The organism is Nakamurella leprariae (assembly GCF_016918035.1).
Lineage (GTDB): Bacteria > Actinomycetota > Actinomycetes > Mycobacteriales > Nakamurellaceae > Nakamurella > Nakamurella leprariae.
Genome location: NZ_JAERWK010000012.1, coordinates 206,221 through 219,419 on the forward strand (window position 1 = coordinate 206,221; position 13,199 = coordinate 219,419).

Sequence of the window (13,199 nt, forward strand, 5' to 3'; positions counted from 1 at the left end):
CAGTCCGATCCCGGGGGAGCCGGCGGAACCGGCCGGAGATGCGAGCCGACGGCGAGGCGTGCACTGCGCCGAGGAGGTTGCTCATGGCAGGGGGACGAACCGTGCCCGGTCCCGATGCGGATCTCGATCCGGTGCTCCTGTCGGTGCTGGCCTGCCCGGACGTGCACCACAGCCCGCTGGAGCCGGGGCCGCCCCCATCAGTCCGGGACACGGTCGGGGACACCATCGGGGAGACCGACGCCGGATCCGTCATCACCGCAGTGCTGACCTGCACCGAGTGCGGTCGTCGGTTCCCCGTCCGCGACGGCATCCCGGTGCTGCTGCTCGACGAAGCCCTCCCTGACGAGCCCGGATCCGCGCCGACGGGGCCGTCGCGGTGACCGGTCCCTTCTCGTCGTTCGAGTGGACGGTCGGTCCCGACACCGATCCGGCCGACCGGCTGCACGACACGGCCGCCCTGGTGGGTGCCGACCCCACCGACCTGCTGCGGGCCGTCGCGACTGCGGGTGCGCAGATCCGCGCCACCGTGGCGGACGTCGCCGACCGGCTGGCCCGCCGGCCGGACGCGGTGCCCGACCGGGCGCGGGCGGTCCTGGTCGTCGGAGGGCGGGCCGAGGAGGACCTGGCCCTGGCGGTGTCGGCCATCGGCGGCGAGCCCGTCGTCCCGGTGCTGGCCGCGGAGGACGTCCCCGGGTGGGTCGGACCGCTGGACGCCGTGGTGGTGTTCGCCGGCGCGGACGACGACATCCGAGCCGCCGAGGCCGCGGGCACCGCCCGCCGTCGGGGTGCCTGGACCGTGGTGCGCGGCGCCGCCGCCGGACCGGTGGCCGACGCCGCCGGACCCGACCTGCTGGTCCCGGCCGTTCCTGCGCCCGAGGCGGTCGCCGCTGCCGGTCGGCTCGCGCTGCTGCTGGCCGTGCTGGGCGCGGTGGGCGCCGCACCGCCCGGTGCCGGATCCCCGGCGCTGGCCGACGCCGCCGAGCAGGCGGACGCCGTCGCGCTGGCCTGCCATCCCGGCACCGAGTCGTTCGTGAACCCGGCCATCACCCTGGCGGACTCGTTGCTCGGCGCCACCCCGGTGCTGGTCGGCGCGGACCGGGCCGGCTCCGCCCTGGCCGGGCACGGCGCCCGGGTGCTGGCCGAGATCGCCGGCGTCGCGGCCACCGCCGTCGCCGCGCCGATCGCGCTGCGCTCGCCCGCGGTGCTGGTGCGGACGGCGTCCGAGGCCCAGGACCTGTTCGCGGATCCGTTCGCCGGCGATGGCCACGACGGTCAGCCGGTCCGCGCGGTGCTGCTGTCCGGGGGTGCGGCCGGACCGGCCGACCGGGCCGTCGCCGAGGTGATCACCCGAGCGCTGCCCCGCGCCGTCCGCCTGCCGGAACTGCCGCCCGCGCCGGTCGGCCCGGACGGGTCCGCCGCCGACGGCCGGCTCGGCGCGGTGCTCGCCCAGGCGGTGCTGCTGGACTTCGCGGCGGTGTACCTCGGCCTGGCGCTGCGGGCCGCCCCGCCGGTCGACGCCCCGGCCGGCCTGGGCGGACACCGATCGATCGGACCGTGGTCCGGTCGCGCTGCCGACCGGGGGGACGACCACCGGGACGACCGCTGGGACGACCGCTGGGACGACCGCCGGGACGACCGCCATGACGACGAGGCCCAGGAGCGCCGTCAGTGAAGTTGATGCACAACCGGATCCGTCCGTACGCATGGGGGTCGCGCACGGCGATCGCCGAGCTGCTCGGCGAGCCGAGTCCGGCGCCCCATCCGCAGGCGGAGCTCTGGATCGGCGCGCACCCGGCCGACTCGTCCTCGCTGCTCGACCTGGACCCGGACGGCATTCCGGTGCGGGAGGCGTCCCTGGCCGACGTCATCGCCACCGATCCGACCGCCGCGCTGGGGCCGGCGGTGCTGCAGCGGTTCGGTCCGCGGCTGCCGTTCCTGCTCAAGGTGCTCGCCGCGGCGGAACCGCTGTCGCTGCAGGCGCACCCGACCACCGAGCAGGCCGAGCTGGGGTTCGTCCGTGAGGAGGCGGCCGGGATGCCGCTGAACTCGCCGAACCGGAACTATAAGGACCGCTCGCACAAGCCCGAGCTGATCTGCGCGCTCACCGAGTTCCACGCTCTGTGCGGGTTCCGGGACCCGCACCGGACCGTGTCGCTGCTGGCCGACCTGCAGGTACCGCAGCTCGACCACTACCTGGCGCTGCTGGCCGGCCAGCCGGATCCGGACGGGATGCGCGCGCTGTTCTCGTCCCTGATCACCATCCCGGTCTCGCTGCTGGAACCGCTGCTCACCGACGTCTTCGCCGCCTGTGTGGCGCGCATCGCCGAGGGGCATCCCGGTTCGACCGAGTACCGGACGGCGCTGCAGCTGGGGGAGCGGTACCCGGGTGATCCGGGCGTGCTGGCCGCTCTGCTGCTCAACCGGATCACCCTGACGCCCGGCCAGGCCCTGACCCTGCCGGCCGGCAACCTGCACGCCTACCTGTCCGGGGTCGGGGTGGAGATCATGGCCAATTCGGACAACGTGCTGCGGGGCGGGCTCACCCCCAAACACGTCGACGTCCCCGAACTCATGCGGGTGCTGGACTTCTCGGCCGGTGACGTGCCGGTGCTGGGCGGCCATCCCGGCCGGGCCGGCGAATGGGTCTACACGACCGGCAACGCCGAGTTCGAGCTGTCCCGGATCGAGCTGTCCGGCGACGAGTGGGACCTCACCCACGACGGCCCCCAGGTGCTGCTGGCCGTCGACGGGGAGTGCGCGGTACAGGACGCCGCGGGGACGAGCATCACGGTCCGTCGCGGCCGCTCGGTGTGGATCTCGGCCGAGGACCGTGGGGTCCGGATCAAGGGTGACGGCACCGTCTTCCGGGCCACCGACGGGCTGGTCGCCGCGGCGGGGACCGGCGGCGTGGTCGAGGCGCTGCCCGGGACCGGCGACGAGGGCGGGCGGGTGGTGGTTGACCCCGGGTCCGCCGGCGAGGGTGACCGGCAAGCCGCACCGCGCCGGCCGGAATGAGCGGCGCTGCGGACGTCATCGGGCGGGATGGCCGGGTCGGGCGTCCGACACGACACGGGGGGCTCGTTTGCCGCTGACCTGACCCGTGGGTAGGTTCGAACACGGCCCGCCGGGGAGGCGCGAGGCCATCTGTCATCTCGAGGTGTAGCTCCTGGCGGGCGACCCGGACGAGATTCCCGGACATGATCGACACGAACGAGAAGTGAGGCCGAAGTGGCTCTGCCCCAGTTGACCGACGAACAGCGGGCTGCGGCTTTGGAGAAGGCGGCGGAGGCACGGCGGGTCCGGGCCGAACTGAAGGAGCGGTTGAAGCGGGGCGGCACCACGCTGAAGCAGGTGCTCGAGGACGCTGAGACGGACGAGGCGCTGGCCAAGCTGAAGGTCTCGGCCCTGCTCGAGGCGCTGCCCGGTGTGGGCAAGGTGCGGGCCGCGGCCCTGATGGAGCAGTTCGAGATCGCCCCGAGCCGCCGCGTGCGTGGCTTGGGCGAGCGTCAGCGCCAGGCGATGCTGACCGAGTTCGGCTACTGAGCCGTTCCGATCCGGTTCCCGACGTCCGCTGCGTGCAGTGAACGCGACCGCCGACCCCACTGCCGGCCCGGTGCCGCAGGTCCGTCCCGACCTGCCGCCGGGCCGGTTGTTCGTGCTGTCCGGTCCTTCCGGGGTCGGCAAGAGCACCGTGCTGGCCCGGATCCGGGCGCGGTACCCCGAGCTCTGGTACTCGGTGTCGGCCACGACCCGCCGGCCTCGTCCCGGCGAGGTGCCTGGGGTCAACTACCACTTCGTCACGGTCGAGGAGTTCCAGGCGCTCATCGCGGCCGGGCAGCTGCTGGAGCACGCGGTCTTCGCCGGCAACCACTACGGCACCCCGGCCCAGCCGGTGCGCGACCAGCTGGACGCCGGCCGGGACGTGCTGCTGGAGATCGAGGTGCAGGGTGCCCGGCAGGTGCGGGCCGTGCCCGGCCTCGGCGACCGGGCCCGCCTGGTCTTCCTGGCGCCGCCGTCGTTCGAGGTGCTGGCCGCACGGTTGACCGGTCGTGGCACCGAGGACCCGTCCACGGTCGAGGCCCGGCTGGCCGCGGCCAGGGCCGAGCTGGCCGCCGAACCCGAGTTCGACCACGTGGTGGTCAACACGGACGTGGAGCAGGCGGTCGAGTCGTTGATACGATTGGTGGCTGGGTCGCGCCGGTGACCGTCCTGGTGTCCGGTGTGCGACCTGCTGACCGTCGTCCAGCGATCGATCGTCCGGGACGGATCCGTCCGTCTCCGGGATGCCCGTCGCCTGTCGTTCCGCCCGAGCCCGCTGCCCGCCGCAGCCGGCTCGACCACAGACTTGGAGTTCCCGCGCGATGAGTTCTGCCGCAGTGTTCGACACCGGCTCCACCGTCTCGGCCGAGCCGGGCGCCCCCGCACCCTCGGCCGCGCAGATCGCCGCGGCCGGGATCACCTACCCGCCGATCGACGAGCTGCTGGCCAAGACCAGCTCGAAGTACGGCTTGGCCATCTACGCCGCCAAGCGGGCCCGGCAGATCAACGACTACTACGCCCAGCTGGGCGAGGGGCTGCTGGAGTACGTCGGCCCGCTGGTCGAGCCGCTGCCCAAGGAGAAGCCGCTGTCCATCGCGCTGCGCGAGATCAACGCCGGGATGCTGCGGCACACCGAAGGCGAGTGAACCACCCCGCCGGCCCGGCCGGTCCGGTCCTGCTCGGCGTCGGGGGCGGCATCGCCGCCTACAAGGCGGGTGAGCTGATCCGCCGGCTCCGGGCCGCGGGGCTGGACGTCGTCGTGGTCCCCACCGACTCAGCGCTGCGGTTCGTCGGGGCGGCCACGTTCGAGGCGCTGTCCGGCAACCCGGTGGCCACCGACGTCTTCACCGATGTGCCGTCCGTCCGGCACGTGGCCACGGGCCAGCAGGCCTCGCTGGTGGTCGTCGCGCCGGCCACCGCCGACGTGCTGGCCCGGGCCGCGGTCGGCCGGGCGGACGACCTGCTCACGGCGAGCCTGCTGGTCACCCGGGCTCCGGTGCTGATGGCCCCGGCCATGCACACCGAGATGTGGACCCATCCGGCCACCGTGGCCAACGTGGCCACCCTGCGCTCCCGCGGCGTGCACGTCGTCGATCCCGCCGTCGGCCGGCTGACCGGCGCCGACTCCGGTGCCGGCCGGCTCCCGGAACCCGAGCACCTGGCCGACCTGGCCGTGCTCCTGCACCGACGCCCGGATGCGCTGCCGCACGACCTGGCCGGCCGTCGGGTGCTGGTCACCGCCGGCGGCACCCGCGAACCGCTGGACCCGGTGCGGTACCTGGGCAACCGGTCGTCCGGTCGGCAGGGCTGGGCGCTCGCCCTGGTCGCCGCCGCGCGTGGCGCCGCGGTCACGCTCGTCGCCGCCAACGTCGAGGAGGTCGCGCCGCCGGGCGTCACCGTCGTGCCGGTCGGCGACGCCCGCGAGCTCTCCGCCGCCGTGGACTCGGTGCTGGACGACCCGGCCGGCCCGGTCGACGCCGTGGTGATGGCGGCCGCGGTCGCGGACTTCCGTCCGGCCGCCGCGGCCGAGGTCAAGATCAAGAAGCTGCCGGGCGGCGCCCCGCCGGTCGTGGAGCTGGTGGAGAACCCGGACATCCTGGCCGGCATCGCGCACCGCACCGAGCGGCGCCCCGCGGTGGTCGTCGGCTTCGCCGCCGAGACCGGGGCCGCGACCGGTTCCCGGACCGGTGCCACCGCGGCCGACCCGCTGCCGGACGCCACCGACGCGTCGGACCCGGTGATGGCCTCCGTGCTGGAGTACGCCCGGCAGAAGCTGGCCCGCAAGGGCTGCGACCTGCTGGTGGTGAACCGGGTGGACCAGGGCCGCGCGTTCGGCGCGCCGGACAACGCCGCGGTGCTGCTGGCACCCGCCCGGGCCGATCACCGGGCTGATCACGGGGCCGACGCCGCCCAGGTGGTCGCCGAGGTGCCACTGGGCCCCAAGACGGTGCTCGCCGCCGCGGTCTGGGACGCCGTGTCCGAGCGGCTGGCCGGGCGCCCGGCTGCCCCGCCGCGCTGAGCACGGCCTCCCGTACAGTCCCCCCAGGCCGGCCCCGCGCACCTCGTGCAGGTCCGGCCCAGTCGAGCGCAGTCCGAGGTTCAGGAGAGCAGCCTGTGACGTCCCGTCTGTTCACCTCCGAGTCGGTCACCGAGGGTCATCCGGACAAGATCTGCGACGCCATCAGCGATGCGATCCTGGACGAGCTGCTGCGGCAGGACCCGGAGAGCCGGGTCGCCGTCGAGACGCTGGTCACCACCGGTCAGGTGCACGTCGCCGGCGAGGTGGAGACCCGGGGCTACGCGGACATCCCGGCCATCGTCCGGGACACCGTGCTGGGCATCGGGTACGACAGCTCGGCCAAGGGCTTCGACGGCGCCTCCTGCGGCGTCAACGTGGCCATCGGCCGCCAGTCCCCGGACATCGCGCAGGGCGTGGACACCGCCTGGGAGGCCCGCCTGGGCACCGAGCAGGAGCGGCAGGACCCGCTGGACCGGCAGGGCGCGGGCGACCAGGGGCTGATGTTCGGCTACGCCTGCCGGGACACCCCCGAGCTGATGCCGCTGCCCATCGCGCTGGCGCACCGGCTGTCCCGGGCGCTGGCCGGGGTGCGCAAGTCCGGTGCCGTGCCGTACTTACGCCCCGACGGCAAGACCCAGGTGACTGTGGAGTACGCCGGCGACCGGCCGGTGCGGCTGGACACCCTGGTGGTCTCCACCCAGCACGCCGAGGACGTGCACCTGGACACCCTGCTGTCGGTCGACGTCCGCGAGCAGGTGGTGGAGCCGCAGCTGCGGGCTCTGGCCGAGCACAGCTCCATCGAGATCGCCGACTACCGCCTGCTGGTCAACCCGACCGGCCGGTTCGTGATCGGTGGTCCGATGGGCGACGCCGGGCTGACCGGCCGCAAGATCATCGTCGACACCTACGGCGGCATGGCCCGGCACGGTGGCGGTGCGTTCTCCGGCAAGGACCCGTCCAAGGTGGACCGATCGGCCGCCTACGCCATGCGCTGGGTGGCCAAGAACGCGGTCGCGGCCGGCTTGGCCGACCGGATCGAGGTGCAGGTCGCCTACGCCATCGGCAAGGCCGAGCCGGTCGGGTTGTTCGTGGAGACCTTCGGGACCGAGCAGGTCGATCCGCAGAAGATCACCGAGGCCATCCGCGAGGTGTTCGACCTGCGACCGGCCGCGATCATCCGTGATCTCGACCTCAAGCGGCCGATCTACGCGGCGACCGCCGCCTACGGGCACTTCGGGCGGACGGACGTGGACCTGCCCTGGGAGCGCGTCGACCGGGCCGCCGAGCTGCAGGCCGCGCTCGGCCTGTGACCCCGGAGGTCGGTCCGCCGGCGCGGATCGACCCGTCGCCGCGCACCGACCCGCAGCGGTCCTCCGCGGACCGGGCGCTGTCGGCCCCGGCTGGTAGGCACTCGGCTGTGGACTCCCTCGTCGCCGCTGTCCCGGCCGCCGAGCCGCTGCCCGGGTTCCACCAGGATCCGACCGACGCGGCCCGTCCGGCCGCGCGGCGTGCGTCCTCGTCTCGGAGTGGAGCCCGGCGGCCGAAGGCACCCGCCGGCGCCCCGGTGGCCGCCGCGGTGCTGCCGGTCGCCCGGGTCGCGGTGGACGTGTCGCTGGCCCACCTGAACCGGCCGTTCGACTACCTGGTCCGGGCCGAGGACGCCGACACGGCCGTGCCCGGCGCGCGGGTTCGGGTCCGCTTCGCGGGTCGGCTGGTCGCCGGCTTCGTACTGGACCGGCTGGCCGAGTCCGACCACGACGGCCGGCTGGGCTGGCTGGACCGGGTGGTGTCGCCCGAGCCGGTGCTGTCCGCCGAGGTCGCCGCGCTGTGCCGGGCGGTGGCCGACCGGTACGCCGGCTCGCTGGCGGACGTGCTGCGGCTGGCCGTGCCGCCGCGGCACGCCCGGGTGGAGGCGGAGACCCCTCCCTCGCCGGCCGCGGATCCGTGCGACGACGAGACCCCGGCGCCCGACCCAACCGCGACCCTGCCGCCCGCCGGCACCGGGTGGGCCTGGTACCCGCGCGGGCCGGCGTTCCTCGACGCGGTGCGCGCCGGCCGGTCCGCCCGCGCGGTGTGGACGGCCGGCCCGGGGGAGTCCTGGCCGGCGCGGCTGGCCGAGGCGGCCGCGGCGGCGCACCGGGCCGGCCGCGGCGCGTTGCTGGTGGTGCCCGACGCCCGGGACCTCTCCCGGCTCGCGGATGCACTGGGCGCGGTGCTGCCGGCCGGCGAGTTCCGGGTGTTGGCCGCCGATCTCGGGCCGGCCGAGCGGTACCGCCGGTACCTGGCCGTCCGACGCGGCGCGGTCCGGGTGGTCGCCGGCACTCGGGCCGCCGTCTTCGCCCCGGTGCGCGACCTCGGTCTGGTCGCTGTCTTCGACGACGGCGACGACCTGTTGGCCGAGCCGCGGGCGCCGTACCCGCACGCGCGGGAGGTGGCCATGCTCCGCTCGGCCGCCACCGGGAGCGCCCTGCTGCTCGGCGGCTCCGGTCGCAGCGTGGTCGCCCAGTCCCTGCTCGACGCCGGCTGGGCCCAGGCGATCACCGCGACCCGGGCGGCGGTGCGGGAGCGCGCTCCCCGGATCGAGGCGGCCGGCGACGACCGGGCGGTGGGCGCCGACTCGGCCGCGGCCCGGGCCCGGTTGACGCCGGCCGCCTTCGCCGCGGCCCGCGCCGCCCTGCAGGACGACCGGCCGGTGCTGGTGCAGGTGCCGCGGCGCGGATACGTGCCCGCGCTGGCGTGCGCCCGGTGCCGCCGGCCGTCCCGGTGCCGCCGGTGCGCGGGTCCGCTGGCCATGGTCGGGGCCGGGCGACCGCCGCAGTGCCGGTGGTGCGGCGTGGCTGACCCGGCCGTGCGCTGCGCCGCCTGCGGATCGTCGGCGGTGCGGGCGGTGGTGGCCGGGGCCCGGCGCACCGCCGAGGAGCTCGGCCGCGCTTTCCCCGGCGTCGAGGTGATCACCTCCGCCGGCAACGCCGTCCGCGATCGGGTGGCCGCCGCGGCGGCCCTGGTCATCGCCACCCCCGGGGCCGAGCCGGTGCCGGACGGGCCCGGGTACGGTGCGGCGCTGTTGCTGGACGGGGCCGCCCTGCTCGGCCGGCCCGACCTGGGCGCCGCCCAGGAGGCGCTGCGGCGGTGGCTGACCGCGGCCGCCATGGTGCGGCCGGCCACCGACGGGGGCCGCGTCGTCGTCGGGGCCGACTCGGCGCTCCCGACCGTCCAGGCGTTGATCCGCTGGGACCCCGCCGGTCAGGCGGAGGCGGAGCTGGCCGCCGCGCGGGAGCTGCAGTTGCCTCCCGCCGTCGCCATGGTCTCGCTGGACGGGCCGGAGTCGGCCGTGGTCACCGCGATGACCCAGCTGGAGCTGCCGGACGGCGCCGACGCGCTCGGCCCGGTGCCGCTGGGGGACCTGCCCGGCGGATCCGGCCGGCGGGGCGGATCCGCCGCGGCGGACGACCCGGACGACCCGGCCGCCCGGGTGCTGCTCCGGGTGCCGCTGCCGGGTCGCCGCGCGCTGCTCAGCGCGGTCCGGGCCTGGTCCGCGGCGCGGTCGGCGCGCCGGGACGCCGCCCCGGTCCGGGTGCAGGTGGACCCGACCGAGCTGGTCTGAGCGACGGGTCCGGGCCGGTCAGTCGGGCCGGCCGAGCGCGGCGAGCCGAGCGCGCAGGCCGTCCCGGACCGCCGGCCACTCGTCGACGACGATGGAGAACACCACGGTGTCGCGGAAGGTGCCGTCGGCGCGCACCTTGTGGCGCCGCAGCACGCCCTCCCGGGTCGCCCCGAGCCGGGCGATGGCCGCCTGCGACCGGGCGTTGCGGGCGTCGGTCTGGATCTTGACGCGGCCGAAGCCGCAGTCGGTGAAGACGTGCTCGAGCAGCAGCAGCTTGGTCTCGACGTTGATCCCGGTGCCCCACACCGCCGGCCGGTAGGCCGTCCAGCCCAGGTGCACCCGTTCGTCGGCCAGCACTGCGTCGCCCAGACTGGACGTGCCCAGGACGGTGCCGGCCGGTCCGGCCGCGGTGTCCCGCAGCGACCGCACCAGGTAGGCCACCCGACCGCCCGGGACCGGATCGGGCAGCAACGCGGCCAGCCCGGCCGGGCCCGTCGGGCGGGCCGCTGGTCCACCGGCGAACCCACCGGCCCAGACCCGTTCGTCGTCCAGGGCCTCGAACAGCTCCGACAGCTCAGGCAGGTCGGGCGGACCCGTCGGCCCGACCCGGTCCAGCCGCACGCTGGCACCGATCAACGGGCGTCCGTCGGGGTACGTGGCCACGGCCGGTCCTCGCCTTCCTCGCAGCAGCGGATGCCGCTCCATCCTGCTGGCGGCCGCGACCACCGCCGGTCTAGGCAGCGGCCGGGGGCTGTCGCGCTGCCTAGACTGACCGCCGGTGTCGGTGCCCGGTGCCGACAGGCGTCGACCGGGCCGTTGCCATCCTGGCCGTCCCTGACGAGGAGTCCGAACTGCGCATCGTCTTCGCCGGCACCCCGGCCGCCGCCGTCCCGTCGCTGCACGCGGCCCTCGCCTCGCCGCACGAGGTGGTCGCCGTGATCACCCGACCGGACGCCCGCACCGGCCGGGGGCGGACGCTGCGCCGGTCGCCGGTGGGCGAGGTCGCCGACGCGGCGGGCGTGCCGGTGCTGACCCCGGCGAGCGCCCGCACTCCGGAGTTCCTCGACCAGCTCAGCGCACTGGCGCCGCAAGCCGCGGCCATCGTGGCCTACGGCGCACTGCTGCCCGCGTCCGTGCTCGCCGTGCCGCCGGCCGGCTGGGTCAACGTGCACTTCTCCCTGCTGCCGCAGTGGCGCGGCGCCTCGCCGGTGCACGCGGCCATCCGGTACGGCGACGACGTCACCGGGGTGAGCACCTTCCGGCTCGAGGAGGGCCTGGACACCGGCCCGGTGTTCGGCACGGTCACCGAGGCGGTGCGGCAGCGGGACACCACCAGCGAGTTGACCGCGCGGCTGGCCGAGTCGGGCGCGCGGTTGCTGGTGGCCACCCTGGACGGCATCGCGGACGGGTCGCTGCACCCGCAGCCCCAGCAGGGGGAGGGCACCGCCGTGACCCGCAAGGTGACGGTGGCCGACGCGGCGATCGACTGGTCGCAGCCGGCCGTGGCGGTCGACCGGTTCGTGCGAGCGATGACCGACGAGCCCGGAGCCTGGACCGACAGTCCATGGGGCCGACTGGTGCTCGGTCCGGTGGAGCCGGTTGCCGTCGGCAGCGGGGTCGGCCCCGACGGCCGCCCCGACGGCCGCCCCGACGGCACAGCGCCGGCCGACCGGGTCCCGCCGGGCCGGGTGGTGGTGGGGCGTCGGGAGGTGCTGGTCGGCACCGGCAGCAGCCCCGTCCGGCTGGGCACCGTGACCGCGCCGGGCCGCCGAGCCATGCCGGCCGCGGACTGGGCCCGCGGCGCTCGTCCCGACCCCGACACCGTGCTCGGCGCCCGGCAGGAGACCCGATGACCCCGCACCTGGGCCCGGCCGGCGGCCGGCCCACCCGACGCGGCGACGGGGCGGGACGACGCAGCGGCGCCGGCCGCCCGGCCGCCGGTGACCGGCGCGGCCCCGCCCCGCGTCCCACGACCCGCCGGCCACCGGTGCCGGACCCGGCCCGCCGGGCCGTGCTGGACCTGCTGGCCGCCGTCCGCGGTGGCGCCTTCGCGAACCTGGCCCTGCCCCGGCTGATCGACCGGCACCGGCTGGCCGGCCGGGACGCCGCGCTGGCCACCGAGCTGGGGTACGGCACCTGCCGGGTCCTGGGCCAGCTCGACGCGGTGCTGGATGCCTGCAGCAGCCGGCCGCTCGGCGAGGTCGACGGCGTCGCGCTGGACGCGCTGCGACTCGGTGCGTACCAGCTGCTGCACACCCGCATCCCGCCGCACGCCGCGGTGTCGGCCACCGTGGAACAGGTGCGGCTGGGGGAGCGTCCCGAGGCCGCCGGATTCGTGAACGCGGTGCTGCGTCGGGTCGCCGAACGTGACCTGACCGGCTGGGCGGCGGCGCTGGCCCCGGCCCTGGACGACGACCCGATCGGTCACCTGTCGTTCGTCACCGCCCATCCGCGGTGGATCACCGCCGCGCTGGCGGACGCCCTGGAGGCCGACCCGGCGCCGACCACCCCGGACGTCACTGACGAGCCGACGGTCGAGCCGACCGTCGAGCCCGATCCGTCCGCCGACCTGCCCGCCGACCTGCCCACCGAGGTCCCTGCCGGTCTGCCCACCGATCTGCCCACTGCGCTGCAGGCCGACGACGTCGCCCCCCGGGTGCACCTGGTGGCCCGGCCGGGGCGGATCGACCGCGACGAGTTGCTGGTCCAGTGCCGGGACACCGGGCTGCGGGCCCAGCCCGGGCGCTGGTCGCAGTACGCGGTCGTGCTGGAGGGCGGTGATCCCGCGCGGCTGCCGGCGGTGGTGGCCGGGACCGCGGCCGTGCAGGACGAGGGCTCCCAGCTGGTCGCTGCGGCGCTGGCCGCCGTGCCGCTGGACGGTCCCGACGCGCACTGGCTCGACCTCGCCGCCGGTCCGGGCGGCAAGGCCGCGCTGCTCGGGTCGCTCGCCGCGCTGCGGGGCGCCGACGTGGTCGCGATCGAGCCGATCGAGCACCGCGCCGACCTGGTGCGTCGGGCCACCGCCGGGCTGCCCGTGCGGGTGCAGGTGGCCGACGGCCGGGCGACCGGACTGCCGGCCGGCTCGTTCGACCGGGTGTTGCTGGACGCGCCGTGCACCGGGCTCGGCGCGCTGCGCCGCCGGCCCGAGGCGCGGTGGCGGCGGACCCCGGGCGACGTGGCCGACCTGGTCGCGCTGCAGCAGCAGTTGCTGGACGCCGCGCTGGAACTGGTGCGGCCGGGCGGCGTGGTCGGCTACGTGACGTGCTCGCCGCACCTGGCCGAGACCGTCGAGGTCGTCCAGGCCGTCACCGGGACGGACGGGACGGACGGGCCTGACGGGTCCGCGCCGGACCGGCCCGCGGTCCGGCTGCTCGACGCCCGCGCCCACCTGCCCGGCGTGACCGGGCTCGGCGACGGGCCGTCGGTGCAGTTGTGGCCGCACCGGCACGGCACCGACGCGATGTTCCTGGCCCTGCTGCAGCGGACGTGAGTCGGCCCGGGGGTGCAGCGCGGACGGTGCCGATCCGGCACCGGCGC

General features: G+C 76.3%; 12 protein-coding genes. 11 read left to right on the forward strand and 1 reads right to left on the reverse strand.

Annotation, left to right across the window (positions count from 1 at the left end):
* The first annotated feature begins 83 nt into the window (after positions 1-83).
* The 9 genes from JL106_RS10625 (at position 84) to JL106_RS10665 (ending at position 9,662) form a co-directional block, all read left to right on the forward strand.
* The gene (locus JL106_RS10625) at positions 84-380 is read left to right on the forward strand and encodes a Trm112 family protein (protein ID WP_205260674.1); all 297 of its coding nucleotides are present in this window, start codon (positions 84-86) and stop codon (positions 378-380) included.
* Positions 377-1,672, forward strand: a complete 1,296-nt coding sequence (locus tag JL106_RS22030) for an SIS domain-containing protein (RefSeq protein ID WP_205260675.1) — start codon at positions 377-379, stop codon at positions 1,670-1,672. The genes JL106_RS10625 and JL106_RS22030 overlap by 4 nt, the downstream gene beginning before the upstream one ends.
* Positions 1,669-3,015: a mannose-6-phosphate isomerase, class I gene (gene manA, locus JL106_RS10635; protein WP_407940136.1), complete on the forward strand. Its 1,347-nt coding sequence runs from the start codon at positions 1,669-1,671 to the stop codon at positions 3,013-3,015. The genes JL106_RS22030 and manA overlap by 4 nt, the downstream gene beginning before the upstream one ends.
* Before the next feature lie 213 nt (positions 3,016-3,228).
* Complete coding sequence (mihF, locus tag JL106_RS10640) at positions 3,229-3,543, forward strand: integration host factor, actinobacterial type (protein ID WP_205260676.1); 315 nt, start codon at positions 3,229-3,231, stop codon at positions 3,541-3,543.
* A 37-nt stretch (positions 3,544-3,580) separates the two neighbouring features.
* Entirely contained in the window at positions 3,581-4,204 is a 624-nt protein-coding gene (gmk, locus tag JL106_RS10645; protein WP_328842045.1) for a guanylate kinase, read from the forward strand.
* A gap of 157 nt (positions 4,205-4,361) precedes the next feature.
* Entirely contained in the window at positions 4,362-4,685 is a 324-nt protein-coding gene (gene rpoZ, locus JL106_RS10650; protein ID WP_236007370.1) for a DNA-directed RNA polymerase subunit omega, read from the forward strand.
* A complete protein-coding gene (gene coaBC / locus JL106_RS10655; RefSeq protein WP_205260677.1) occupies positions 4,682-6,058 on the forward strand; it encodes a bifunctional phosphopantothenoylcysteine decarboxylase/phosphopantothenate--cysteine ligase CoaBC in 1,377 nt (458 codons plus the stop codon). The genes rpoZ and coaBC overlap by 4 nt, the downstream gene beginning before the upstream one ends.
* Positions 6,059-6,153: 95 nt before the next feature.
* The gene (metK, locus tag JL106_RS10660) at positions 6,154-7,368 is read left to right on the forward strand and encodes a methionine adenosyltransferase (protein WP_205260678.1); all 1,215 of its coding nucleotides are present in this window, start codon (positions 6,154-6,156) and stop codon (positions 7,366-7,368) included.
* 107 nt (positions 7,369-7,475) lie between these two features.
* The gene (locus JL106_RS10665) at positions 7,476-9,662 is read left to right on the forward strand and encodes a primosomal protein N' family DNA-binding protein (RefSeq protein ID WP_328842049.1); all 2,187 of its coding nucleotides are present in this window, start codon (positions 7,476-7,478) and stop codon (positions 9,660-9,662) included.
* Between the two features lie 18 nt (positions 9,663-9,680).
* Here the strand turns inward: JL106_RS10665 and JL106_RS10670 are convergent, their stop codons facing one another.
* On the reverse strand, positions 9,681-10,325 hold the full coding sequence (locus JL106_RS10670) for a GNAT family N-acetyltransferase (protein WP_328842051.1): 645 nt from the start codon (positions 10,323-10,325) through the stop codon (positions 9,681-9,683).
* A 188-nt stretch (positions 10,326-10,513) separates the two neighbouring features.
* Between JL106_RS10670 and JL106_RS10675 the strand changes: the two genes are divergently transcribed.
* Together JL106_RS10675 and JL106_RS10680 are read left to right on the forward strand one after the other, a co-directional pair.
* Complete coding sequence (locus JL106_RS10675; RefSeq protein ID WP_205260746.1) at positions 10,514-11,515, forward strand: methionyl-tRNA formyltransferase; 1,002 nt, start codon at positions 10,514-10,516, stop codon at positions 11,513-11,515.
* Positions 11,512-13,152: an RsmB/NOP family class I SAM-dependent RNA methyltransferase gene (locus tag JL106_RS10680; protein ID WP_205260680.1), complete on the forward strand. Its 1,641-nt coding sequence runs from the start codon at positions 11,512-11,514 to the stop codon at positions 13,150-13,152. Before JL106_RS10675 ends, JL106_RS10680 begins: the two co-directional genes overlap by 4 nt.
* The last annotated feature ends 47 nt before the right edge of the window (positions 13,153-13,199 follow it).

What these genes read in the sequence shown, in the direction of transcription:
- JL106_RS10625 (WP_205260674.1), top strand. Translation starts at nt 84, where the DNA reads ATGGCAGGGGGACGAACCGTGCCCGGTCCCGATGCGGATCTCGATCCG.
- rpoZ (WP_236007370.1), top strand. Translation starts at nt 4,362, where the DNA reads ATGAGTTCTGCCGCAGTGTTCGACACCGGCTCCACCGTCTCGGCCGAG.
- JL106_RS10680 (WP_205260680.1), top strand. Translation starts at nt 11,512, where the DNA reads ATGACCCCGCACCTGGGCCCGGCCGGCGGCCGGCCCACCCGACGCGGC.